Origin of the sequence: Acinetobacter sp. Gutcm_16, assembly GCF_028649355.1 — a bacterium.
Classification (GTDB): domain Bacteria; phylum Pseudomonadota; class Gammaproteobacteria; order Pseudomonadales; family Moraxellaceae; genus Acinetobacter; species Acinetobacter johnsonii.
On sequence record NZ_JAQSUV010000035.1, the window covers coordinates 1 to 23,759 of the forward strand.

At 41.2% G+C, this 23,759-nt stretch carries 23 protein-coding genes; 14 read left to right on the top strand and 9 right to left on the bottom strand.

Translation table 11 applies throughout. The features are described 5' to 3' along the window. Window positions 1-22 precede the first annotated feature (22 nt). Window positions 23-823 (top strand): putative type VI secretion system effector, encoded by an 801-nt coding sequence (locus PTT44_RS12400; RefSeq protein WP_168158982.1) that lies wholly within the window; start codon window positions 23-25, stop codon window positions 821-823. Window positions 824-950: 127 nt separating this feature from the next. Here the strand turns inward: PTT44_RS12400 and PTT44_RS12405 are convergent, their stop codons facing one another. Further along, window positions 951-1,793 carry a hypothetical protein gene (locus PTT44_RS12405; protein WP_168158969.1) on the bottom strand — a complete coding sequence of 281 codons (843 nt, stop codon included), beginning with the start codon at window positions 1,791-1,793 and terminating at the stop codon, window positions 951-953. A gap of 251 nt (window positions 1,794-2,044) precedes the next feature. On the opposite strand from PTT44_RS12405, the gene PTT44_RS12410 reads away from it, so the two are divergent. Then, entirely contained in the window at window positions 2,045-2,611 is a 567-nt protein-coding gene (locus tag PTT44_RS12410) for a TetR/AcrR family transcriptional regulator (RefSeq protein ID WP_168158968.1), read from the top strand. Between the two features lie 387 nt (window positions 2,612-2,998). On the opposite strand, the gene PTT44_RS12415 is transcribed toward PTT44_RS12410, so the two are convergent. Then, window positions 2,999-3,799 (bottom strand): DUF2071 domain-containing protein, encoded by an 801-nt coding sequence (locus PTT44_RS12415; protein WP_168158967.1) that lies wholly within the window; start codon window positions 3,797-3,799, stop codon window positions 2,999-3,001. A gap of 109 nt (window positions 3,800-3,908) precedes the next feature. After that, a complete protein-coding gene (locus tag PTT44_RS12420) occupies window positions 3,909-4,688 on the bottom strand; it encodes a ferredoxin--NADP reductase (protein WP_004696086.1) in 780 nt (259 codons plus the stop codon). A 102-nt stretch (window positions 4,689-4,790) separates the two neighbouring features. On the opposite strand from PTT44_RS12420, the gene tsaA reads away from it, so the two are divergent. Continuing rightward, entirely contained in the window at window positions 4,791-5,501 is a 711-nt protein-coding gene (tsaA, locus tag PTT44_RS12425) for a tRNA (N6-threonylcarbamoyladenosine(37)-N6)-methyltransferase TrmO (protein WP_168158966.1), read from the top strand. Window positions 5,502-5,506: 5 nt separating this feature from the next. Here the strand turns inward: tsaA and PTT44_RS12430 are convergent, their stop codons facing one another. Beyond that, on the bottom strand, window positions 5,507-6,763 hold the full coding sequence (locus tag PTT44_RS12430) for an MgtC/SapB family protein (protein WP_168158965.1): 1,257 nt from the start codon (window positions 6,761-6,763) through the stop codon (window positions 5,507-5,509). 207 nt (window positions 6,764-6,970) lie between these two features. On the opposite strand from PTT44_RS12430, the gene PTT44_RS12435 reads away from it, so the two are divergent. From PTT44_RS12435 to PTT44_RS12450, 4 genes are all read left to right on the top strand, one after another. Continuing rightward, on the top strand, window positions 6,971-8,728 hold the full coding sequence (locus PTT44_RS12435; RefSeq protein ID WP_168158964.1) for a GspE/PulE family protein: 1,758 nt from the start codon (window positions 6,971-6,973) through the stop codon (window positions 8,726-8,728). Between the two features lie 101 nt (window positions 8,729-8,829). Next, a complete protein-coding gene (locus PTT44_RS12440) occupies window positions 8,830-9,192 on the top strand; it encodes a NirD/YgiW/YdeI family stress tolerance protein (RefSeq protein ID WP_168158963.1) in 363 nt (120 codons plus the stop codon). Between the two features lie 146 nt (window positions 9,193-9,338). Next, a complete protein-coding gene (locus tag PTT44_RS12445) occupies window positions 9,339-10,001 on the top strand; it encodes a response regulator transcription factor (RefSeq protein WP_159152862.1) in 663 nt (220 codons plus the stop codon). Continuing rightward, window positions 10,001-11,338, top strand: coding sequence for a sensor histidine kinase (locus PTT44_RS12450; protein ID WP_168158962.1), 1,338 nt, complete (start codon window positions 10,001-10,003; stop codon window positions 11,336-11,338). The genes PTT44_RS12445 and PTT44_RS12450 overlap by 1 nt, the downstream gene beginning before the upstream one ends. A 123-nt stretch (window positions 11,339-11,461) precedes the next feature. Here PTT44_RS12450 and hemP read toward each other — a convergent pair whose 3' ends face one another. Beyond that, window positions 11,462-11,629, bottom strand: coding sequence for a hemin uptake protein HemP (gene hemP, locus PTT44_RS12455; protein WP_004696105.1), 168 nt, complete (start codon window positions 11,627-11,629; stop codon window positions 11,462-11,464). A gap of 150 nt (window positions 11,630-11,779) precedes the next feature. Here hemP and PTT44_RS12460 point away from each other — a divergent pair, with 150 nt between their 5' ends. After that, complete coding sequence (locus PTT44_RS12460; RefSeq protein WP_273795663.1) at window positions 11,780-12,679, top strand: NUDIX domain-containing protein; 900 nt, start codon at window positions 11,780-11,782, stop codon at window positions 12,677-12,679. Window positions 12,680-12,691: 12 nt separating this feature from the next. Here the strand turns inward: PTT44_RS12460 and PTT44_RS12465 are convergent, their stop codons facing one another. Together PTT44_RS12465 and mrcB are read right to left on the bottom strand one after the other, a co-directional pair. After that, complete coding sequence (locus PTT44_RS12465; RefSeq protein ID WP_168158960.1) at window positions 12,692-13,240, bottom strand: tetratricopeptide repeat protein; 549 nt, start codon at window positions 13,238-13,240, stop codon at window positions 12,692-12,694. Between the two features lie 21 nt (window positions 13,241-13,261). Next, complete coding sequence (gene mrcB / locus PTT44_RS12470) at window positions 13,262-15,658, bottom strand: penicillin-binding protein 1B (protein WP_168158959.1); 2,397 nt, start codon at window positions 15,656-15,658, stop codon at window positions 13,262-13,264. Window positions 15,659-15,811: 153 nt separating this feature from the next. Between mrcB and PTT44_RS12475 the strand changes: the two genes are divergently transcribed. The 3 genes from PTT44_RS12475 to PTT44_RS12485 all read left to right on the top strand — a co-directional run bounded on the left by PTT44_RS12475 (window position 15,812) and on the right by PTT44_RS12485 (window position 17,554). After that, complete coding sequence (locus tag PTT44_RS12475; RefSeq protein WP_004696112.1) at window positions 15,812-16,750, top strand: NAD(+) kinase; 939 nt, start codon at window positions 15,812-15,814, stop codon at window positions 16,748-16,750. Window positions 16,751-16,753: 3 nt separating this feature from the next. Further along, window positions 16,754-17,020, top strand: coding sequence for a YeaC family protein (locus PTT44_RS12480; protein ID WP_058869973.1), 267 nt, complete (start codon window positions 16,754-16,756; stop codon window positions 17,018-17,020). A 93-nt stretch (window positions 17,021-17,113) separates the two neighbouring features. Beyond that, window positions 17,114-17,554, top strand: a complete 441-nt coding sequence (locus PTT44_RS12485) for a hypothetical protein (protein ID WP_168158958.1) — start codon at window positions 17,114-17,116, stop codon at window positions 17,552-17,554. A gap of 28 nt (window positions 17,555-17,582) precedes the next feature. On the opposite strand, the gene PTT44_RS12490 is transcribed toward PTT44_RS12485, so the two are convergent. Further along, entirely contained in the window at window positions 17,583-18,578 is a 996-nt protein-coding gene (locus PTT44_RS12490; RefSeq protein ID WP_168158957.1) for a glycosyl transferase family protein, read from the bottom strand. 410 nt (window positions 18,579-18,988) lie between these two features. Here PTT44_RS12490 and PTT44_RS12495 point away from each other — a divergent pair, with 410 nt between their 5' ends. Together PTT44_RS12495 and PTT44_RS12500 are read left to right on the top strand one after the other, a co-directional pair. After that, a complete protein-coding gene (locus PTT44_RS12495) occupies window positions 18,989-20,332 on the top strand; it encodes a dicarboxylate/amino acid:cation symporter (RefSeq protein WP_087012100.1) in 1,344 nt (447 codons plus the stop codon). 143 nt (window positions 20,333-20,475) lie between these two features. Continuing rightward, complete coding sequence (locus tag PTT44_RS12500; protein WP_168158956.1) at window positions 20,476-21,618, top strand: acyl-CoA dehydrogenase family protein; 1,143 nt, start codon at window positions 20,476-20,478, stop codon at window positions 21,616-21,618. A gap of 53 nt (window positions 21,619-21,671) precedes the next feature. Here PTT44_RS12500 and PTT44_RS12505 read toward each other — a convergent pair whose 3' ends face one another. Continuing rightward, window positions 21,672-22,190: a DJ-1/PfpI family protein gene (locus PTT44_RS12505; RefSeq protein ID WP_168158955.1), complete on the bottom strand. Its 519-nt coding sequence runs from the start codon at window positions 22,188-22,190 to the stop codon at window positions 21,672-21,674. 456 nt (window positions 22,191-22,646) lie between these two features. On the opposite strand from PTT44_RS12505, the gene pheA reads away from it, so the two are divergent. Continuing rightward, a complete protein-coding gene (pheA, locus tag PTT44_RS12510; RefSeq protein ID WP_004696123.1) occupies window positions 22,647-23,756 on the top strand; it encodes a prephenate dehydratase in 1,110 nt (369 codons plus the stop codon). The last annotated feature ends 3 nt before the right edge of the window (window positions 23,757-23,759 follow it).

The window sequence follows — 23,759 nt, forward strand, 5'->3', positions numbered from 1 at the left end:
ATAAGAAAAAAGTTAGTGAATGATGACTGGTCTACAATTAAACCTAAAACTGGTAGAAGGCCCAATCCATTCTTTAGAAAAAGCCAAATCCAAAATACCCGTAAATCAAAATGTGGGTGGAATTGCTGCTGGGACTGCTTTTGCAGGTGTGCTGGCTGAAAGTAGTTCGTTGCTTACCAGTGCTCCTATTTTGGTGATGGCAGGTAAAGCTAAAGATGGCATCACGTTTACTGGGGAAATAGAAGGACATTCTTTACTGGGGCAATTTACAACGGCTCGTTTTAAAGAAAATGATGAACTGATAGCTATAATTAATGACAAGCCTGTAGATGGACGTTATCAGGTCTATGCCATTCTTGATCCTAAATCAGGCTTATTGTATATGATCTATGAAATGGGGCGTTCAGTAAAAAAAGGCTATAAAGCGATTATTATGCAAACCTATTATTTTACTTTAATTTATTGGGGTGGGATGTCAATAATGCTTTTACTTTTTTATATCTTTGATTTTAATTATTCTTGGGATTCTTTTCTATATTTAATAATGTGGATACTTATAAGTATTTTTATCTGTATTCCATTGATGGCTTTTGTAAATTATTTTGGTTATAGAAAATCATATGAAAATTTTGGAAATTTATCAGAGCAAATATTTGAAAAACTAGGTTTTGATGATCCTAAAGAGCAGGATTTTTATAATGATTATTTAATTAATGATGGAATCAACATCAGTGTTATGGATTATAGAAAAAATTTAAAAGGTCAAGATCCTTATCCAGAAGATTATTTTGATAAAAAAAGTGCGGTTGAAACTTTAAATTAAGCGTTGAGAAGACTTTTCACACAATGTTATTGACTTCAATACTTATTCCAGCATGACTTTTCATGTATGAATTGAATGATTTTTCCAAGCTTTAATATGTCATGTTGGACGAAATTTAGATTAAAGTTTAGCTTAATACCAAATTCATCTTGCTCCAAAAGTTATTCCATAGACTTAAATATTCAGTTTGAAGTTGCTGGAAATACAGAGCCTGTTCAGGTTTATAGCATTGTGTGAATAGCACCCAAATATCGTCTTCATGATTGTCATCGTTAGCAAGGGTCGTATCACATGTTTCTGCAAGGCCATGACATGCATAGTAGCCTTGAGTAAATAAAGGATCATAGGCTGCGAGATTAGTTCTGAGTGCTTCACTAAACTTAATCACTTGTAATTCAGTACAAGCCAAAATGAGCAGCAAGTCTGCATAAGAATGAATATGTTCTTGAATAAATTGTGCGATTGCAAATGCTTCAGGTTCGGTCTGTTTTTGATCGGCGACATTGAGTTCAAGTTGCTGCATCAGTTGAAGGAAATAGACCAAATGCGATTTAGAGGGTGAGCTTTTCTCAAGTTGGTGGGTATTAAAACCCAATTCATCTAGAAGATTTAGTGACAACAAATAACGTGCATATATCTTGGCTGCAATACGGTCTTGCTCCACGATATTACTGTCGTGCTCAAGTTGCAGTGCTTGATACATAGCCATACTCAAAGCATCAGTGAAAATTTTAACAATGGCGGTAAAATAATTCAGATGAATAAATTTCAGCTGTTCAAGGCTGAGTTGGCATTGATGCAGCCGTGTCAGTATCGGATGTTGAAATAAAACATGTTCGGTTGTCGTTTGCTTTAAATGAATGATCGCTTGAGTATTGGCTGCCCATGACATTGAGCCTAAGGATCGTTCAATAAAGCGCAAAACTTCTGTGCGGGTATGTTCAGACTGGGTGAAGGAGAGTGCATTCATATACGAGGTAAATTTTAATTGTCATCATTTTTATCATAGTGAAAAAGATCCGACTCTTCTAGTGTTTTATTTATTTTAAAAACTATATATTTCAAATGCTTGAATTAATACCGGTATTGTTTTTTATAAAAAAACGGTGTTGCTCTAAATTTGATATATAATATCGTCTTCAATCGATGTATTTCGTTTTCATGTGCTGTTCTTTTGGGTTAATGGCTTAATTTTAAAGTTTTGTGCATCAGGTAAAATAAATGTCAAAAAAAGAAGACATCATTAACACAGCGCTTAATCTCTTTAACTCACATAGTTATAATTCTATCGGTGTGGATCGGATTATTAGTGAGTCTGGCGTTGCTAAAATGACGTTTTACAAATACTTCCCATCTAAAGCTAAATTAATTGAAGAATGCTTAGTGACCAGAAACCAAAATTTACAGCAGTCGCTTGAAGCGACGATTGCTGCATGTGACCCAAGTGATTATCTCTCCCATATTCGTGCAATTTTTGAATGGTACCATGCTTGGTTTCATACTGCGGATTTTAATGGTTGTATGTTCCAAAAGGCAGTTGAAGAAATTTCAAAACTTTATCCTTCTTCGTTACAGCCTGCAATTGATTATAAAGAATGGTTGAAAGGCAAGCTATGTCAGGCTTTGAATCGTCTAGGTGTAAAGCAGGATGAACAGTTGGCTGCATTTCTATCGAGTATTTTGGATGGCATGACCATACAAGCTCAAATTGATCCGAACCAAGTGCATTTGGAAGATTATTGGAAGCGTGTGAATACTTTAATCCAAATGGAACTTTCAGCTATCTAATGTATAAAATTTAATCTTAAAGTTAACCCAATACACATTATATTGCTGGCTTAAATGCGTTTAAAATAAATCACGTACAAATAAATAAGCGCGATAACGGTTAGGTTATCGCGCTTTGCTGATAATGATTATGTTCCATATCGCACATTATTTGACAATAATGCATGATATGGATATGAGCAACTTAAAGTGCCTTCTTATATTTTTTGTACCCTCTGAATGTTTTCGGTCATTCAGTATTTCAGCAAAAATAGACAGACTTGTCTGTTTTGTTGAATTATAGAGACTTTGTGGAGAAAAACAACCAATCTCTGATTATTTTGGCTGAAATTTATTCATCATGCTTAATATTCCTTAAAAACTGTAGGGTATTCATTATTTATTGTGTTATTCAGCCGAATGATTAAGGCACCTTGGGGGTAAATAAATGGTAAATTCATTGATTGGTTCAATCAGAACACTATAGGGTTTGAGCTGATCTTCATAGCATACAAGATTGAGCCTTGCTAAAAGTTCAAAGCGAGCATAGTGCAGCGTTGCAGGTTTCGGATTTAAGCGGCCATGCCACACACGATAGCTGCCGAGTTTTCCATCGCGGCGATGGTAAAATCCTGCTAAAGGATGAGTCAAGAAGACCTGATAACTTTCTAAATTGGGAAAGCCTTCAAAAAGCCATTGGTCATGTTCCGACTGAGACAAATGTACATCTGAAGTGGCCCATGCCGATTGAGTTCGCATTTTATATTGTGTATATCGACCCTCTGCATCTTGCTGACAATCAAACTCAATCTGTGCAGGATGCCACGGTAGTTGCCAGACATAACGAGGAACGATTAGCGTCCAAGAGTCCAAAGTCGTTCCTAAAAACCAAACACAACGTTCCTGTGTTTCCTGATCAATCACGTAGACCCGATAATTGGTTTGCTCCATAGTGAATTTTGGAAAAGGATAAACCGCAGAGCTGAAATCGACATCGATGAAGGGCACTACCGACATCAGTGCATGTTGTTTGCCTTGGTATTCTATCGTGTCTAACTTAAATCGTGCTGGAATGATCTCTTTAAAACGAGCTGGGTCAACGGCATAAGTAATGAGGGCAAAATGCTGGAGTTTGCACTGTACATCGAGACCGCTGGGCTTGGGTTTTGGATGTAAATAGTCTTTAAATTTGAGTTCTGGAAAGGTCATGGGTTTAAATTCTAGATTTGTTATTTTTTTTAATATTAGATAAAACTATGCGTAGAGTAAATAAAAAACCGAAGCCTAAGCTTCGGTTTTTTAATATCTTTATACGATCTTATTTTTCAACGAATGCACGTTCAATAACGTAGTCACCAAGTACACCCATACGTGGCGACTCTTTTAAACCATGTTGGTCTAGAAGTGCAGCAACGTCATCGAGGAATGCAGGGCTACCGCAAAGCATTGCACGGTCCGTTTCTGGGTTAAAACGTGGTAAACCGATCTTCTCAAAAATCTCGCCAGTTTCAATTACTGTTGTTACACGACCTTGGTTTGGATACTCTTCACGAGTAACTGTTGGGTAGTAAACCAATTTATCTTTAATGCCTAGCTCTTCAAAGAACTCATTGTTCGGAAGTTCGTCTAAAATAAGGTCTTGGTAAGCCAATTCAGAAATGAAGCGTGTACCATGAACCACAATCACTTTCTCAAAACGTTCATAGGTTTCAGGGTCACGAATGGTTGCTAAGAACGGCGCAAGACCTGTACCAGAAGAAAGTAGGTATAAGTTTTTACCTGGGTTTAAGTCATCAAGTACTAAAGTTCCTGTCGGTTTTTTAGATACCAAAATTTCGTCGCCCACTTTAACTTTTTGTAAAATAGAGGTTAACGGGCCATCTGGAACTTTAATTGAGAAAAACTCAAGTTCTTCTTCGTAGTTTGCACTAGCGATAGAATAAGCACGCATTAACGGTTTGCCATTTACTTCAAGGCCGATCATCACAAATTGACCGTTTTTAAAACGTAGAGCAGTGTCGCGCGTCGTTTTAAAAGAGAATAAAGTATCATTCCAATGGTGGACGTGAGTAATCTTTTCGACGTTGAAAGCAGCCATTAAAGGTCTCAATAAATTATCAAATTAGAACAGGTTGCTATTCTAATCTAAAATCATTCTCGATAAACTGAATATATTTAATTGAGCTTATTAGAAAAAGTGATGATGACTGATTTAACCTTGCCAATTATTGGCTATATGCACTCTTCTTATAAGGAAAAGTTTGGTATTCCTCGTCAGCCTAATTTGGTTCAAGTGGAATCGTATATTGAAATGCTAGCACCCTATAATGATGTTCTGGCCTTTGAAGGGATTGAGGCATTTAGTCATTTATGGTTGGTGTGGCAGTTTCATGACAATAAAAATCCAGAAAAAACCCAGTTTCGTCCACAAGTTCGTCCGCCACGCTTAGGAGGGAATAAAAAAATAGGGGTGTTTGCTACGCGTAGTATGTATCGTCCTTCACCGATTGGTCTATCGGTGGTAAAGCTCAAGTACGTTAAAAAAGAAGGGAAATCGGTTCGAGTGTATGTCACAGGAAGTGATTTGCTAGATGGCACCCCGATTGTGGATATCAAACCCTATATTCACTACTCAGATGCCGTTATAGAAGCGGAAAGTGGCTATGCGCAAGATGAACCTAAACGTAAATCGGTGATATGGTCGAATCGGGCGATCGAACAGAAGCAGCAGCTTTTGACGAGTGGGAAATTGTCTGTACAGACCGTGCAAGAGCTTGAAGCCGTTTTATCTTTAGATCCCAGACCAGCGTATCAGAAGGATGAAGCGCGGGTATATAAAATGAAATTTGCTACTGTTGATATCGCTTTTACAGTGGGTGAAACTACAGTGAATATCACGGCCGTAGAATGAGAGATTTAAAGAGATAAGCTCCAATACAATAGCCCAATCAAAACCACCATATGCAAAATCTGAATCGGGGCAAAAGCAATAAAGTATTGCTTACCACCTGTTAAGGCGGCATTAATGGACTTGGCAACAGCGTGTGCAGTCAAACCTAATATAAATGCAGACATTGCTGCCGTGTCTGTCGGTGCCCCTTGCATGACCACTGTTGCCATCGCTGCATGAATCTCAAACAAAGAAGCCAGCAAAGTCCCAGCAATTAAACCTGCATCTCCCAGCCAAAGGTTAAGTCCATACACACCAGCTTGGATGAGCGTCAAAGTCAGGGCAATAATGCCAGCCTCTTTTAGGCTAAACATGCGTGAATCAGTGGGTTGATTTTGTTCTTGTGCAGGGGCAGATCGTACCAACGCATAAGCACAGATCCCTAAAAGGACACTTGCTACAAGGGTCGGAAGCAGTATGGTTTTGAGCCAAAGTATACTCACACCTGCGACGATAATCAGCAGTTGTAATAAAGTTGCAATACAGGACATGAGCGCTGCACCTGCATTGGGTTTAGCGAGTGCTCGACCTGCACGTACTTCCATGCCTAAGCTAGCAACTGTCGCTGTACTGGATACAAAACCTGAGGCGATTGCCGATAAAATCATGGCATTTTTAGTGCTCAGCAGTCGTTTGGCAATATGTGCAAGCGCTTGAACAGCAAGAATGAGTGTGACTAATTTTAAAAGAATATAGGGATTCAGCACAGCACCCCATAAAGGCGTATTCGGCGTTAAGGGCAGGGCAATTAAAATCAGCGCTAGGAGAAAGATACCGTCTTTAAATTCAGCTTCAGTGATCCATTTCCCCGCAATGCTGTGCATAGAATGTTTGGTCATTAAAATAATGGTCAGGAGCACGGCTAAACCTGCCGCTAAAGGGGTATTCCATAGGCACATGGCGCCAATAAAATACGTCATGACAAAGGCAAGTTCAGTGGTTGAACCCAAATCTTCTGTTTGGTTTTTCATTGAGAATATAACTATGCCGCCGATGATCAGCGTACCAACAATGCCAATATTGACACCAAATAAAAAACAAATGGCACCGAGAAGGGCACAAATGGCAAAGGAGCGTAGTCCTGCAAAGCTCTGTTGGTTTTCACGTTGTTTGCTTCGTTCGCGCTCTAGACCAATCAACAGTCCACAGCCTAACGCTGAAGCCAAGGTGATGAGGATCTCAGATAACGCTAAACTGTTGATGGAAATTGCGCTGAAGTCCAAGCCTATCTCACAAAATCTAATGACCTGTCTAAAATATAGGCGAATGCTGAAGGTGGATTCAAGTTAAAAGAGCAAGATTTGTGAGTAAATTCGTGATTCTATTGAGAACTTGGCTACTCCTCGATATTTGTAGGATTTGCTTATGCTTTGTGCGAATGAATACAGAAAATCTTGCTATAGTGGAGTTATGTTTGGGGACGTATAACAATGAATTTTAATTTTGAAATTGATACTACTTGGTGCTTAGATCAACTGTTTAAAGATGGGCGAATTACTGAAAAAGAAAAAAATCTAGTACAAACCTCGCACCGTCAACGCGATCAATTGAAGTGGCATCCTTTACAGTGGATTGCTCATTTTAATCTGGTGGATCAGTCGCATCCGCAGTCGAGACTGACATTAAATCGGCTGTGTCAATGGTTAGCCGAAAAGACTCAATTACCGTTTTATGTGATTGATCCACTCAAAGCCGATGTGCAAGCTTTGACTTCGGTGATGTCTCAAGAATTCGCCTTCCGCAATAAAATCTTGGCTGTTGAAGTTCAGGCCAATCAAGTGTTGATTGCAACAGATCAGCCATATATGAAAGATTGGATCGCAAATTTGGAGCAGAATGTTGCACCGAAAAAAATCCAGCGTGTATTACTCAGCCCTGAACAATTACAGCGGTATATGGTCGAGTATTATCAGGTGAGTCGCGCCGTCAGTAACTCCCAGAAGTCTGGGAGTTATGACCGTGATAATAAAGGCGTAGAAGCACTTTTACAGTTGGGCGATAGCCAGAACCCTGATGCCAATGACCAACACATTGTTAAATTAGTTGACTGGGTTTTACAGTTTGCTTTTGAGCAAGGTGCCAGTGATATTCACTTAGAACCACGTAAAGACAACGGCAAAGTTCGTTTCCGTATTGATGGGGTATTACATACGATTTATAACATGCCTGCCAATACTTTAACCGCGGTGATTTCACGGATTAAAATTTTAGGTCGAATGAACGTGGCGGAAAAACGTAAACCACAAGATGGGCGTTTAAAAACACGGACACCGAAAGGGCAAGAAACAGAACTGCGTCTTTCGACTTTACCGACTGCTTTTGGTGAAAAGTTGGTGATGCGTATTTTTGACCCTGAAGTTTTAGTGCGTAGCTTTCAGCAGTTGGGTTTTGAAGGGCATTTGCTCAGTGATTGGCAAGCACTGACTTCGCATAGTCACGGCATTATTTTAGTGACAGGGCCAACGGGTTCAGGTAAAACCACCACGCTTTATTCTTCTTTGAAACAATTGGCTACCGAACAAGTGAACGTCTGTACCATTGAAGACCCGATTGAAATGTTAGAGCCGAGTTTTAACCAAATGCAGGTGAATACAGGCATTGATCTTGGTTTTGCTGATGGTGTTCGTGCGCTGATGCGTCAAGACCCTGACATTATTATGGTCGGTGAGATTCGTGATCATGATACGGCCAATATGGCGATTCAAGCAGCACTTACAGGACATTTAGTGCTGTCAACTCTGCACACCAATGATGCACCTTCCAGTCTGACGCGTTTGCATGATTTAGGTGTACAGCCGTTCTTAACCGCGGCAACCATTTTAGGGGTATTGGCACAGCGTCTCGTACGCCGCTTATGTCCACATTGTAAAGTTGAAAAGCAAATCAACAGCCAAGAATGGGAGCATCTGACTTTTGATTACATTATGGAGATGCCTGAAAAAGTCTTTACCGCAGTAGGGTGCGACGAGTGCCGTCAAACGGGCTACAAAGGACGAGTCGGTATTTATGAGTTTATGCCTGTGAGTTTAGAGGCGAAGCAACTGATTGGTGCTAATGGTGACTTGACCGCATTGCGTCAACAAGCCAAAAAAGAAGGCATTGAGCCTTTAAGAATTGCGGGTGCACGTAAAGTTTTAGAAGGCGTCACGACGCTAGAAGAAGTGTTACGTGTCGTCCCACTCAACTAAGCGTTTAATGCTTTACTTGAAGCTTTCTTAAGATTCAGCTCATCTAGTTTTGGTTTAATAGCTTCATCAAATAGATGAACAATTAAATAGAGGTACGGGATATGAATATGATGATGAAAGCGTTATTGGTTGCTGGTGTTATTTGCTCAACCACTGTCGCTGTAGCAAATACGGCAGTGAACCAAGCGGCAGTTGCTGCTTCAACACCAACCACGGTTAAGCATGCCTTAACATTAAAAGATGACAGTCATGTCCAGTTAAAAGGTTATGTGGTCAAAGCCATTGGGGATGAGAAGTATGAATTCCGTGACCAAACTGGTTCAATTACTGTCGACATTGATGATGAGTTATGGGGTGGCAAAGCAATTTCGGCTAAAACACCTGTAACCATTATCGGTGAAGTAGATATTGACTACAAACCAGCAAAACGCGTTGAAATTGACGTAGATCAAGTGAAATTCTAAACACACTTGCCCAAGTTCAATTCAATTTTGATTGGGCATTCTTAAAAAAACCACAGGGCTTTGAATGGATATTAGCCCTGTGGTTTTTTGTATTTTGAGCCATTTCACGGCATGATCTAAACAATAGTGATTAGGCAGGTTAAGCAGTGCGGATATTATTAGCAGAAGATGATGCCTCTCAAGCTGAGAGTATTAAAACTTGGCTTGAAATGGATGGCTACAGTGTCGACTGGGTGGAACGGGGCGACCATGCCATTTTAGCCATTGAACAGCATCAGTATGACTGTGTGCTTTTAGATCGTGGTTTGCCACATGCCACAGGTGATGACATTTTGCTGAAAGTCCGTGGCAAGAACCTATCGACTCCTGTGATTTTTTTAACAGCACGTGACAGTATTCGAGATCGAGTCGAAGGGCTAGACTTGGGCGCCAATGATTATTTGGTCAAACCTTTTAGTCTAGAGGAATTATCCGCTCGAATTCGTTTACAACTTCGACAGCAACAGCATAGTAGCTCGCAGGTATTGAGCTATGCCAATATCCAACTCGACCCACAGGCCAAAAGTGTGACTCAAAATGGTCAAGCTGTTAATTTAACCGCCAAAGAGTTTCAAATTTTGCATAAATTGATGCTCAAGCCCGAATATGTCGTTACGCGGGAACAACTTGAGGAAAGTCTTTATGCATGGGGCGATGAAATCGAAAGCAATGCGATCGAGGTTTTTATTTATCAATTGAGAAAAAAACTCGGTAGCCACTGTATTAAAACCATTCGTGGTTTGGGCTACAGAATGAATCAGGACATATAATGGCTCAGCCAATTTCACTCCAGCGTCAGCTTGTTAAAAGTTCGCTCCTCAGTTCGATACTGGCGGGGCTTTTGGCATTGCTGATGTTTATTGGGGTGTCGGTTTATCAGACCATGTCTATGCAAGATGAAATCATGGATGAAATGGCTGATATGTTGCTGGCAGATGATTTAACGGTCAGCAATGGCCAAGCCTTGGCAGAGCTTAGTGATGAGTTTGATATTCGCTATCGACTCGATAATGCACAGCAACTTTTGACTGCATCCGAAGATGTTCCTGAAAAAATAACCGTGGATCATTTGAGTTTGGTTTCAGATGCACCTTATGGGTTTTATTGGTCAGAGCACAAACTGTGGCGTATTTATAATGCGCAGGATAATCATGGTTTACAGGTTCAAGTGACCCAGTCGATGTCCGAACGTTTCCATCCCTTTTGGCAAAGCATCCTAGTTTTCAGTGGTGTGTTGTTTTTAGTCTGGTGTATTCAGTGGTTGTTGATGCATTTTGCCATTCGACGTAAATTTCGGGTGATACATCAAGTTTCAGAGCAAATTTCAAATAAATCGGTCAATGATTTAGCACCTATTTCTATGCCAGAACCTGAGATGATTGAGTTACAACCGATGCTGTCTCAGCTGAATGCCTTATTGGCGCGTTTAGACCAAGCTTTAGTGGCAGAGCAGCGCTTTACCGCGGATGCTTCACATGAGCTACGTTCTCCACTGTCTGCGATACAAATGCGACTTCAGGTGCTCAAGCGCAAGTTTCCTGAACTTGAAAGTGAGTTAAAACCGATCCAACAAGATGTCAGTCGTGGGGTACAGGTGTTGGATAATTTGTTGTTGCTGGCACGGCTAGACCCTGAGCAAAAGGAAAACTTGGCGAAGACTAAGTTTGACTTAAGTCTGCTAATGCGGGATGTGATTAAAGCTTTACAGCCGTTTGCGGACTCAAAACAGATTAAAATTAACGTGGTGCTTGCAGAGCAGGTTTATGTATTGGCCAATGAGCAGCTCTTATTTAGCGCACTTCGCAATTTGCTCGACAATGCCATTCGCTATAGCCCCGAGCAGGCACAAGTTTTTGTCAATCTCACGATCGAAAAACAGCAGCTCAGACTGAGGATTGAAAATAGTGGAAATGGGGTCGATGCTACGATTATCCAGCGTTTGGGTGAGCGCTTCTATCGGGCTTTAGGTACAAAAACACAAGGTTCAGGCTTGGGCTTATCGATTTGTCAGAAAATTGTCGATTTACATGCAGGGCAGTTGTTATTTAGTTCATCCGACTTAGGCGGTTTAAAAGTGGAGCTGCTGTTAAATACGCTTGAGACTTAGATATGCAGATTGTGATCTATTATCAAAACAGCATAAATGATCAAACTTAAAGACACTAAAAAGCAGTACGCGCTGACATACTGCTTGTTTCCACGATTATTGTTATTGGGTTTTTTATAGTTCTTATTTGGTAAGAATGAGTCGATTATTGCGAGTGAGTCGTAGACGATACTCTTCTCCAGCATGCATAATGCGAATTTCACGGCCTAGGGCAAATAAGTTGTTTGAGTGTAGCATTGGTAGTGAATGGGCTGTTTCGTTACGAGTAAATAAGCTAAATGGTGCGTTCATTCTGGCGACTCCGTGGTATATGTTGAACGATTTAAATGATAATCATTATCGAATGAAGCTGTCAACATTTTCTCGCTGAAAATATAAAAAACTTCAATATCGTTACATGCAGTCACTCAATACACCACACATCTGAAATGGAATCTGATTATGTCAAAACCTTTGGTTCAAGTCGCTATAGCCATCCTTTTACATCAAGGTAAAGTGTTGGTGGGTTGGCGGCAGGCGGAACAGCATCAGGGCAATAAGCACGAATTTCCTGGAGGGAAGGTGGAAGCAGGTGAAACGCCTGAACAAGCCTGTCGCCGTGAAGTGTTAGAGGAAGTTGGAGTTGATATACAAGATTGGCATGTTTTTGACTGTATTCAGTTTGAATATGACGATGTGATTGTCAATTTGCATTTATTTCATGCCACAGTATCAAATCATCTATTGGCAGACATTCACTCACCATGGGCGTGGTTCAAGCGTGCCGAATTACAAGATCTTAACTTTCCAAAAGCCAATCAGGCCATTTTGACGCGACTTTATGCTGCACCCGTGATTAAAATTTCAGATCAAATCGATGTGTTGAAGGATTTGCCTGAACAACAAGTACTGTATTGGCGAGTGCCTGCCAGTCCTGAACATATTTTAAAAATTGCAGAACTGAGTGTAGAACAATTAGCACGGGTGATTGTCAATATAGAACTATGGAAAGGTTTAAATCCACTACAACAGCAGGCAGTTGCGGCTATACACCTGAAACAATCTCAACTGATGCAATTGAGTAAAGGGGAGCTGAACATCGGACAGCGTTATATAGCGGCCTGTCATGACCGTAGCAGTGCTGAACATGCACAAGAAATTGGCTGTGATGCTCTTTTGCTCAGCCCTGTACTTAAAACACTCAGCCACCCCAATAGTGAAACTTTGGGTTGGCAACAGTTCAGTTTGATTGCAGAAGAGATTCACATCCCGATTTTTGCTCTCGGCGGCTTACAGTTAGCCGATTTAGCCAAGGCGCAAAGTTATGGTGCTTATGGTATAGCAGGGCAGCGCTCCATCTAACGGAGCGTGCTTTTAAGACAGACTTTTGATTGCTGTTTGGGCTTGTTGAATGGTTTTCTGATTCTTCTGCATTTGACCTGCTTTTAAGATAATGCTCCAAAGCTGCTTTTTCATGGCATTGCTTTGGGCATAACTCAAGCCGCGACGTGCAAGCGATTCCGCATTTGCAGGTTGTTTTTGTTGATTAGCAATTAAAGCCAAATACAAAAAGGTCTCACTCGACTGTGGTGCTAAACGCTGTGCTTGCATGGCGTAGCTTTGTGCTTGGCTCCACTGGCCTTGGCGATAGGCCGTTTGCGTTTTTTGCATCAGGCTTTTAAAAGCAGGAAGCTGTCGCCCATCATCAAACTGTTGTTTGCTTTTCTGTTCAGGAATCACAATCTTCTGACGTTGAATTTCTTCGCGGTCATAAGGGTGAATTGTGACCCCAGAGGGTGTTTTCTGCTCTTTATCCGCCTGTGTCGGCTTTTCAGGTATCTTTTTTTCAGCTGGCTGTGGGAGGCTTTGACAGCCTGCCACAGTCACGATGGTTGCTAAGATACTTAAACGTTTAAACCACATCAAAATTTAAATCCGTCCTATTTATTCAGGTTGATAGCTACCACTCGAAATGACTTGCGTCTCATCTTCTAAGTTTCGCTGCATGTTCGATTCACTTTCACGAATATAGTTGTCTATGCTGTCGCCTTGTTCAGGTGTAGCTTGGTAACCATCTGTTTCAGGATTGTAAGTGGGTTCAACTTGATAATGCGGTAAGCCACATGTGGTTGCTTTGCGTGGTACGGTGTTTCGCAAGAGGGGAATATACATTGCACCCTCACAACCTTGAGCGGCAAGATAACCCGTGCCACGATCAATCCAATGCCATTGCACATCATCCGGTTGGCGTAAGTTGACTGGTTTTTGACGCAGCTGGCTCATTACACTTGTCCACACTGGCAACGCACCTGAAGAACCTGTTAAGCCAGTTTGTTTATTGTCATCTAAACCTAGCCAAACCACAGAAACATAATTGCCCGAGTAACCTGCAAACCATGAGTCACGGGTGTCATTGGTGGTTCCAGATTTGCCTGCAAGCTGAAGTGAGTTTGGTAGAGTGTTATAAGCTGAACGACCTGTACCTGAGGTCATCACTTGTTGTAGACCATAGTTCAGGACATAGGCAGAAGCAGGGTCAATGGTTTGTTGGACATTTAAACCATAACGGGTCAGCAAGCGACCATTTTGATCGACAACAGTACGAATGGATTTAGTCGGATACTTAAAACCGCCTGTGGCAAAGTTGCCATAAATGCTGAGCATTTCCATCGGAGACATGTCTACCGCACCCAAGAAAATGGATGGATAGGTTGGGATGTTACTGGTCACACCAAAACGTTTTAGGTGGTTACTAAACGTCGATAAACCAAACTCTTGACCAAGGCGAACAGCTGATAAGTTATATGAATTAGACAGTGCTTGTACCATTGGCACAACGCCATGTTCACCACCGCTATAGTTCTTGGGTGTCCATGCTTTACCATTGGATTGAATACTAATGCTGCTATCTTCAATTGGGCTGGCCCAGTTGTAACGTCCCGATTGAATCGCACTGAGGTAAATCACAGGTTTAAGTAGTGAACCGACTTGACGTTTGGCATCGAGTGCACGGTTAAAACCAGTAAAGTCTTGGGTTGAACCAACAGCTGCAACCAATTCGCCATTTTCAGGATGAGCAACCAATACCGCACCTTGCAGCTCTTTTAGACGGCTTGAGCCACGGCTTAAGCGACCAACAGTCGATTTAAACGCATCTTGAATTTTGGTTTGGGCAATCGGATCAAGCGTTGTAAAGATGCGTAGACCTTGGTTGGTCAAATCACCTTCTTGGTATTCGGTACGTAATTGACGGCGTACAATGTCTAAGAAATCTGGGAAACGTGAAGGGCCGAGAGTCGGTTTGGCAATCACATTTAAAGGGCGAGCTGTTTCAGTTTCATATTGTTCTTGGGTCAGATAGCCCATGACCAACATGTTGTTTAAAACAATATTACGACGCTTTTTCGCAGCTTCTGGGTTACGCCAAGGGTTATATAAGGTTGGACCTTGTACCAAACCCACCAAATAAGCTTGTTGCGCAATATTTAGCTCACGTAAAGGCATCCCGAAGTAAAACTGCGAAGCCAAACCATAACCATTAATGGAATAGTTGCCGTTTTGCCCGAGGTTCACTTCGTTGAGATAGGCTTCTAAAATTTCATCTTTGTCATAGTGAAACTCGACCAATAAAGCCATAAATGCTTCATTGACTTTACGCTTAATGGTTTTTTCAGGGGTGAGATAGAAGTTTTTCACCAACTGTTGGGTCAGTGTTGAACCACCTTGACGTTTTCCACCCGTGACATTACTCACAATCGCACGTGCCGTACCACGAATCGAAACGCCGTGGTGACTATAGAAATTACGATCTTCGGTTGCAATTAAAGCTTCAATTAAAGGCTTAGGCACTTTGTCGAGTTTAATCAGGACACGGTCTTCGTTATGCTGCGGATAAATCCCGCCAATCAGCATCGGCTCTAAACGTGCAATCCCTGTAGAAGAGGGTTTAGTTGCACTGACTTCAGCCACTTGCTCATCGGCAAAGGTGACTTTAAGCACTTGTTCAGGCTCGACACTATCACCGAAGTCAAAGCCACGGGTATGTACATATAGCTCATTGCCAGAACTGACAAAGTTCCCTGATTTGGTATAGTTTTCCGAGGACTTATAGCCCAAAAGTTTTAACTCTTGAGTGAAGTCAGCCTGATTGACAGGGGCATTGGTATACACTTCGAGTGGGCGTGCGAATACCTTCGCAGGAATGTCCCAGCGTTTGCCTTCAAACTTGTCACGTACAACGGAGTCGAGTCTTATTAAATAAATACTAAACACCAAGAATGCTGCAATGACTAAGATGCAGAAGATCAGTGCAATTAAACCTATGCCACGTTCTGACTTCATAAATACGAATAAGATCCTGAGAAATTGTGCTAATCATGCGAAGCTTTTCGCTAATTTGCAATAATTAAACTGTGAACAAACTGAAATATAGAGACAATTCCGTGTGTAGCAGCAGTCACTTTAGTTTTTGAATCAATTTAAATAAATAATGTTATGATAGGCGGGAATCGTAGCGGAGCGATGTTGCAGGTGCAAATTTCACATAAAACATTTCGAAACATAGGCTTAATTGGACGTCCAGATAAGTCTTCAGTTGTCGAAACCTTATGTCTTATTCATGATCATCTACTCAGCTTAGGGTTACATCCCGTTTTTGATGCGCAAACCGCTGAACTGGTTCCTTATAAAAATACACAAACGGTGAGTCGTGCACTTCTGGGTGAAGTGGTCGATTTGGTGATTGTGGTGGGCGGGGATGGCTCACTTCTGCATGCTGCACGTGCCTTGGTCAAATTCAATACTCCTGTAATGGGTGTAAACCGAGGGCGTTTGGGTTTTTTAACCGATATCAAGCCGACTGAAGTGATTTTTAAGCTCGATCAAGTTTTAAAAGGTGAGTTTCAGTTAGATCGTCGTTTCTTATTGGAAATGGAAATTCGCTCAAAGGGCGAGACGATTTATGATGCGATTGCGCTAAACGATGTGGTACTACACTCGGGCAAGTCGGTGCATATGATTGACTTCGAACTGAATATCGATGGTCAATATGTCTACCGTCAACACAGTGATGGTTTGATTGTATCGACGCCTACGGGTTCAACAGCCTATTCGTTGTCAGGTGGTGGCCCAATCGTGCATCCGGGGATGGATGCGATTGCTTTGGTACCGATGCATCCGCATACCTTGTCTTCACGCCCAATTGTGGTGGGTGGACACAGTGAAATTAAGCTTCTGATTCGTGAAAACCGTGTCTTGCCGATGGTCAGTGCCGATGGTCAACACAGTGTTTCGCTCAATGTGGGAGACAGCTTACATATTCGTAAGCACCCCTTTAAACTGAATTTATTACATCCACCGGGTTATGATTTTTATATGTCATGCCGAACTAAACTTGGGTGGAACCAAGATTTTGACTCTTTTCAACAGGATTAAATCATGAATATTGAACAGATGCTTTCTATTTTAGATGCTGATATTGTTGAGCGTTTAAAAACAGCTGTAGAAATTGGTAAATGGCCAAATGGCGTTGCGTTGACTGCTGAACAACGTCAAACTTGTATGCAAGCCGTTATTGCTTGGGAGCATCAGAATACTCCTGAAAAAGAACGTACTGGCTATATCGATAAAGGGCATAAAGAAGAAGGTGAGGAGTGTGATTCTCATGTGCCTGAACCAGAATTTAAACCTATTCGTTTTATTTAATTGATTAAAAATACGTTGAATCGCTCAGCAACAGATGCTTTGTGATTCAACAACTCAATTTAAAAGAATAACCTTCAAACTGTTTCAATCCTTATGCTTATAAAAATAATAAAGCTCACTCGACTCGGTTTATTCTTCATTACTGCAATTTCGACCAATGTATTTGCAGAGACAACAAGTGATGCAAGAAAAATTGAATGTTTATTAGATGTTTCTGTGTTACCGAGTCAAAATTTTCAAAATCCCGTCACGCAATATACATCAATGAAAAATGATGGCTATCCGATGTTATTGATTGGGATAAACATCCATAACGCCCATGCAGGCGAAGCATCGAAAAAGATAAAAAGCCATCAACTCTATTGTTCAAACCTCATTGGACAACAAAAAGATGTTTATTTATCTGGCCCTTATGAATCTCGAAAAATCGATATTCATATTGGTGATCAGTTGAATCTCAGAAATATTCATTCTTCAGGAAAGCGTTATCCTTACTGGGCTGACTTTTACTGGATCGAAAAGCGTGGCGAATAACGTTCACGCTTTTGTTTGTCCCTTATGCTTAGAAACGAGTGTGCCAAAGCTGCTTGGCCTGTTGCATGGCATCGCTATAAGTATTGCACGCTCCCATGGTATATAACGCAATGCCAATGGTTTCAGTCACTGCCATTTCACCATATTCATGCTGTTTTTCACCCAGCCAAACTGCTTTAAAATCAGCCAAATCTAACTCTTCTTCAATTGGGCTTCGGTTGTCGGTAAGTTTAGGGAGCTCATGTTCGTAGAGTTCACCATTTTTGATGCCGCAGATCAGTGTTTTTGCATCTGGGTTACGCTCAAATTCGCCGCCTTCACCTTTAATGACCGCACTATTTTGATAACCCAGTTTAAATGCTGCTCGCTGATGCGAACCACGATAGGCAGGGTGGAAAATAGCTTGCAGGGTTGCTTTCGCATTAAAAGGATTGATCAAGCGTGCAAGGGTATGAATGGGTGAGCGAAGACCCATAACATTTCGTAGGGAAATTAAGTCACTTAAAATCGGGGAAATGGCGTGCAGCGGCAAATACGCAAAATTACGCGACGCTAATTCCTGTTCCACATCTGCTTGAGTTTGGCAAATATTAAAATCGAGATACTCTAATACCTGTTCAGTATAAATACGGTTAATGGTATGACCTGATGCACCGTGCATCACGACCTTATAACCTGCTTTGGCTAAAGTCAGTGCCGCTAAGAGAAACCATGGATAGTGTTTACGCTTGCCAGCATAAGACGACCAGTCTAAATCGACCTCTAAAGGCGTGAACGGCAGTTGATCTCGTGTGGCTTGAACAAAGCCTGCCAGTTCATCTACAGACTCTTCCTTAACCCGAAGTAGCATTAGGAATGCACCGAGCTGTACATCTAACACTTGATTTTTCAGGATCATATCAAAGGCTTGGTAAGCTTCTTCATAACTGAGTGAGCGTGCCCCGTTTTTCCCTTTACCAATAATGCGAACAAATTGGGCAAAAGGGTGCTCAGCATCTTTATAAATATTTCTTTTGTTGTTCATGAAAAAACCAAAGTAAGTGAAGGCTGTGTTGTGCTATTTTAGTGGAACAATCAAAAAAAAAAGCACTTTTAATTTTAAATAAATTTTCCACCATTAGACTAAAGTATGAGTCATATTGTTTAGATTTTATACATTATGGTTGAAATCAGTTTACTTTGATTAAAGAATGTTAGGTAAAATTTACCCAATAATTGTGACTCGCTAGTTTTTAGTCTCTCCCATTGCAGTAAATATGAATGAACTGTGATTTTTGTCACAGTGCTGTTGTTTGTACACCATGATTTTTTTACCCGGTGTTTGGATGCGGTCCAAACTGTGGGCTTTTTTGTGTTTATCAGAAAGCCAACTACCTATGAGGAAGTATAGGTATACCGATTTTTTCAGTCTTTTGATTTACAGAAGTATTCGTTATGACTAAGAAACCAATCTATAAGTCACTATATTTTCAAGTTATTGTCGCGATTATTGCGGGTATCTTAGTAGGACATTTTTTCCCTAGTGGTACGCAAGTTATCAATGGCGTTGAAAAATATGTACCCGGCTGGGGCGAGCTTTTTTATCCTCTAGGTCAAGGCTTCATTAAGCTGATCAAGATGATTATTGCACCAGTAATTTTCTGTACCGTCGTGAGTGGTATCGCGGGTATGGAAAGTATGAAGTCTGTGGGTAAAACAGGCGGTGTTGCGCTACTTTACTTTGAAATTGTATCGACTATTGCACTATTGATCGGTTTACTGGTCATTAACATCTGGAAGCCAGGTGTGGGCATGAACGTTGACCCTTCAACATTAGATACTTCTGGTATCTCAAAGTTTGTTGAATCTGGTCAGCAGCAATCGACTGTCGATTTCTTTATGCATATTATTCCAAACACCGTGGTTGGTGCATTTGCTGAAGGTGAAATCCTGCAAGTGCTACTTTTTGCCTTGATGTTTGGTTTTGCATTACACAAGTTGGGCGATGCAGGTAAACCTGTACTGAAGTTCATCGATCAAATTTCTCATGTGTTCTTTAACATTGTAAACATGATCATGAAACTTGCTCCAATTGGTGCTTTTGGTGCAATGGCATATACCATCGGTAAATATGGTATTGGTAGCTTGGCGCAACTGGCTCAGTTGATTATCTGTTTCTACATTACTTGTTTACTTTTCATTTTCTTGGTTCTAGGTACTATTTCACGTCTTTGTGGCTTCAGCATTTTGAAAATGATTCGTATGATTCGCGAAGAGTTGTTGATCGTACTGGGTACCTCATCTTCAGAGTCGGTTTTACCGCGTATGTTGAAAAAGCTTGAGATTGCGGGTTGTGAAAAGTCAGTGGTTGGTTTGGTTATTCCAACAGGCTATTCATTTAACTTAGACGGTACCTCAATCTATTTAACGATGGCTGCGATCTTCATTGCACAAGCGACCAATACTCAGCTGGATCTCATGCACCAAGTGACGTTATTGGGTGTGTTATTGATTTCATCGAAAGGTGCTGCGGGTGTAACAGGTTCTGGCTTTATTGTGATGGCAGCGACTTTGTCAGCCGTTGGTCATATTCCAGTGGCGGGTCTTGCGCTTATCTTAGGTATTGACCGTTTCATGTCTGAAGCACGTGCTTTAACCAACTTGGTGGGTAACTCATTGGCAACGATTGTTGTTGCGAAATGGGTGGGTCAGTTAGACCAAGAGAAATTACATTTTGCACTAGCAAATCCAGATGAAGTAGACCGCCAAATGGCTGTTGAAGAAAATGCTCACGCATAATTTCAGTTCATCTTAAACAGGAAGCCTAAGGGCTTCCTTTTTTATTGGCATAAAAAAATGGCCTGATGCGGTCATGACAGTTGCGTTAAAAATGGCTAGCATGTGGACTGAATAATAAAACAACGTCACTACAAGGAAGAAACATGTTGAATTATGATGCAGACCTAGAACTATTTCGCGATAACTTTCGCCGTTTTATGAATGAACACATTGCGCCACACTATGAACAGTGGGAACGAGAAGGCTTAATGCCGCGCTCAGTCTGGAATGCCTTGGGTGAAAATGGTTTCTTATGTGTCGATGTTCCAGAGGAATACGGCGGTTATGGTGTTCCAACGCATTATTCACTCATGTTGGTGGAAGAGTCGGCACGTGCGGGTTTTAGTGCTTTATCGACAGGAATTTCTTGTCACTCCGAAATTGCTGCGCCTTATATTTTGCACATTGGAACGGAAGCACAGAAGCAGTACTGGTTACCGAAAATGGTGTCAGGTGAGGTGGTCGGTGCGATTGGGATGACGGAACCGGGTGCGGGTTCAGACTTACAAGCCATGCGCAGTAACGCCATTTTGCAAGGGGAGCATTATATTTTAAATGGCTCTAAAACCTTTATTTCAAATGGGCAGCATGCCGACCTTGTGGTGTTGGCAGTAAAAACTGATCCGCAAGCCCGCGCAAAGGGTGTTTCACTGATGTTAGTCGATACCCACTTAGAAGGGTTTAAAAAAGGCACCAACCTCGACAAAATTGGGCTACATTCACAAGACACTTCTGAGTTGTTTTATGACAATGTAAAAGTCCCGAAAAATCAATTGTTGGGACAAGCTGGTCAAGGTTTTGCCTATCTGATGCAAGAGCTACCACGTGAGCGTACGGCAATTGCAGCCACGGCTATAGGTGCAATTCGTGGTTCGATTGATGTCACTATTCAATACGTCAAAGAGCGCCAAGCTTTTGGTCAACATATTTCGCAGTTCCAAAATACCCGCTTTGTTTTGGCTCAAGCTAAGATTGATGAACAAGCCACAGCTGCTTTTTATAATCAAAACGTTGAGCTTTATATGCAAGGTAAGCTAGATGTCGAAACAGCAGCAGCGCTGAAAAGTTTTTCAACAGATATGCAAATGAAGGTGGCAGATAATTTATTGCAGCTCTTTGGTGGCTATGGCTATATGAGTGAATATCCAATTTCACGCTTCTTTGTCGATGCTCGTATTCAACGCATCTACGGCGGGACCAATGAAATTATGAAAGAAATTGTCGCACGTAGCTTGCTTGGGCGCTAAGCCTTAAGGTGTTGATATAAACATGCGTAAAAGAGCCTCAAGTAGGCTCTTTTTTATCGGTTCAGTACCAATAAACTTTCTTGTATAAAGGCGGGTAGGTCATATTGGGTTTGTGATGAAATGTATAAATTATTGTCATTCACAACACCTGTGTCATACAGCACGGCACCTGCATCTTTTAAGTCTTGATGAAGGTGATGGATACACGTCATGCGTCTACCTTTCACAACTCCAGCATGCATTAAAATTTTGGGTGCATCAGCACTGCATAAAATAGGTTTTTGCGTGTTTGCAAAGTGCCTGACAAATAAGATATAGCGTTCATCTTGGCACAGGTTGTCTGGCGAAAAACCGCCTGGAATGAGTAAGGCATCGAAGTCATGCACGGAGGCATCATCGATACTTTGGTCGATGGTGACAAAGGCTCTACGCTTTTTGCCATAAATGATTTTGCCAGCCTGACTTTCAAGGTTAATAATACTATGCCGAGCTGCTCGAAATGCTTCTACGGGTTCAGCATATTCGGCATCCTCAAAGTCATAGGTGACTAAGACTGCAATTTTTTTGTGCATGACAGTACCTACAGTTCATTATTGTTTTGTTTTATTGAGACTATAGAGCAATCGCTGCTGCTGCATACTCTCTTTGTTATGAATACGTCAACTTAAGTAAAGCATATTTTAAAAGATATTCTAACGCACTGAAATACGGATGAATGGTGATTTTTGTGAAGGTGTAGCAAAATTTTTCAAAAGCTAGACAGGGCTTTAAAAGGGAAGAGCTCAGACTTGCAAAACATCTTCGTGGTATTTGGATTGGGCGATATTCTATGCATAAAAGTAAGAAGAAAATAGGCAAGACTCAGTGGTTTTATTGATGTCTATTATTGGGGCAGTTTATTGATAAACTTGATGATTAAATCAACTGTATGTTTTTAGCACTGAAACATGCAAAGTCTTATTGCGCAAGATTTCAAAGCTAACTATTGTTATACTGTTTGCACAATGTATATGAAGGGCGACATAACAATGATCCAAGACGATCAAAACACAACGACTTCTCTTGACCTCAACCAAATCCGTCAGGATATCGACTCTGTTGATCAACAGATTCAACAACTTATTAACCGTCGTGCGAAACTGGCGGAAGCTGTTGCAAAAGCAAAATTTGCTTCTGAAGAGAATCCAATGTTTTACCGTCCAGAACGTGAAGCGCAAGTTTTACGGAATGTTATGGAGCGTAATGAAGGCCCTTTATCTGATGTGACTATGGCACGTTTGTTCCGTGAAATCATGTCTGCATGTTTGGCTCTAGAAGCACCGCAAAGTATTGCATTTCTAGGCCCTGTCGGTACGTATACACACTCTGCGGTGTTGAAGCACTTTGGACATGATGCTGTGGTTCGTCCTTTACCGACTATTGATGAAGTGTTCCGTGAAGTGGAAGCAGGCAGTGCACACTATGGTTTGGTGCCAGTAGAAAACTCATCAGAAGGTGTGGTCAACCATACTTTGGATTGTTTTAAAGCCTCACACTTAAATGTAATTGGTGAAGTTGAATTGCGTATTCATCACCAGTTTCTTGTGTCTGAAAACACGCGTAAAGACAGCATTAAACAAATTTATGCACATCAGCAAACTTTGGCGCAGTGCCGTGCATGGTTGGACGCACACTATCCAGGTGTGGAACGTGTTGCTTTAAGCTCGAATGCTGAAGCAGCACGTCGTATTCGTACTGAATGGCATTCGGCTGCTATTGCATCTGATGTTGCAGCAAGTATTTATGACTTAGAAATTTTACACAGCAATATTGAAGATAATCCTGAGAACACTACACGTTTCTTGGTGATTGGTCGTGAAAGAATCCCGCAAAGTGGTAATGATAAAACCTCATTACTGATTTCTGCACATGATCGTGCAGGTGCATTATTGGAAATCCTTGCACCATTTGCAAAGCACAACATTAGTTTGACCAGCATCGAAACGCGTCCAGCATTGCCTGAAAAATGGGCTTATGTCTTCTTCATCGACTTAGAAGGGCATGTGGAACAAGACAATGTTAAAGCGGCGATTGAAGAGATTCGTCCACTGGTGAAAGAAGTTCGAGTATTGGGTTCATACCCGATTGCAGTATTGTAATCT

What these genes read in the sequence shown, in the direction of transcription:
- PTT44_RS12400 (WP_168158982.1), top strand. Translation starts at nt 23, where the DNA reads ATGACTGGTCTACAATTAAACCTAAAACTGGTAGAAGGCCCAATCCAT.
- PTT44_RS12405 (WP_168158969.1), bottom strand. Translation starts at nt 1,793, where the DNA reads ATGAATGCACTCTCCTTCACCCAGTCTGAACATACCCGCACAGAAGTT.
- PTT44_RS12410 (WP_168158968.1), top strand. Translation starts at nt 2,045, where the DNA reads ATGTCAAAAAAAGAAGACATCATTAACACAGCGCTTAATCTCTTTAAC.
- PTT44_RS12415 (WP_168158967.1), bottom strand. Translation starts at nt 3,799, where the DNA reads ATGACCTTTCCAGAACTCAAATTTAAAGACTATTTACATCCAAAACCC.
- PTT44_RS12420 (WP_004696086.1), bottom strand. Translation starts at nt 4,688, where the DNA reads ATGGCTGCTTTCAACGTCGAAAAGATTACTCACGTCCACCATTGGAAT.
- tsaA (WP_168158966.1), top strand. Translation starts at nt 4,791, where the DNA reads ATGATGACTGATTTAACCTTGCCAATTATTGGCTATATGCACTCTTCT.
- PTT44_RS12435 (WP_168158964.1), top strand. Translation starts at nt 6,971, where the DNA reads ATGAATTTTAATTTTGAAATTGATACTACTTGGTGCTTAGATCAACTG.
- PTT44_RS12440 (WP_168158963.1), top strand. Translation starts at nt 8,830, where the DNA reads ATGAATATGATGATGAAAGCGTTATTGGTTGCTGGTGTTATTTGCTCA.
- PTT44_RS12450 (WP_168158962.1), top strand. Translation starts at nt 10,001, where the DNA reads ATGGCTCAGCCAATTTCACTCCAGCGTCAGCTTGTTAAAAGTTCGCTC.
- hemP (WP_004696105.1), bottom strand. Translation starts at nt 11,629, where the DNA reads ATGAACGCACCATTTAGCTTATTTACTCGTAACGAAACAGCCCATTCA.
- PTT44_RS12460 (WP_273795663.1), top strand. Translation starts at nt 11,780, where the DNA reads ATGTCAAAACCTTTGGTTCAAGTCGCTATAGCCATCCTTTTACATCAA.
- PTT44_RS12465 (WP_168158960.1), bottom strand. Translation starts at nt 13,240, where the DNA reads ATGTGGTTTAAACGTTTAAGTATCTTAGCAACCATCGTGACTGTGGCA.
- mrcB (WP_168158959.1), bottom strand. Translation starts at nt 15,658, where the DNA reads ATGAAGTCAGAACGTGGCATAGGTTTAATTGCACTGATCTTCTGCATC.
- PTT44_RS12475 (WP_004696112.1), top strand. Translation starts at nt 15,812, where the DNA reads ATGATAGGCGGGAATCGTAGCGGAGCGATGTTGCAGGTGCAAATTTCA.
- PTT44_RS12480 (WP_058869973.1), top strand. Translation starts at nt 16,754, where the DNA reads ATGAATATTGAACAGATGCTTTCTATTTTAGATGCTGATATTGTTGAG.
- PTT44_RS12485 (WP_168158958.1), top strand. Translation starts at nt 17,114, where the DNA reads ATGCTTATAAAAATAATAAAGCTCACTCGACTCGGTTTATTCTTCATT.
- PTT44_RS12490 (WP_168158957.1), bottom strand. Translation starts at nt 18,578, where the DNA reads ATGAACAACAAAAGAAATATTTATAAAGATGCTGAGCACCCTTTTGCC.
- PTT44_RS12495 (WP_087012100.1), top strand. Translation starts at nt 18,989, where the DNA reads ATGACTAAGAAACCAATCTATAAGTCACTATATTTTCAAGTTATTGTC.
- PTT44_RS12500 (WP_168158956.1), top strand. Translation starts at nt 20,476, where the DNA reads ATGTTGAATTATGATGCAGACCTAGAACTATTTCGCGATAACTTTCGC.
- PTT44_RS12505 (WP_168158955.1), bottom strand. Translation starts at nt 22,190, where the DNA reads ATGCACAAAAAAATTGCAGTCTTAGTCACCTATGACTTTGAGGATGCC.
- pheA (WP_004696123.1), top strand. Translation starts at nt 22,647, where the DNA reads ATGATCCAAGACGATCAAAACACAACGACTTCTCTTGACCTCAACCAA.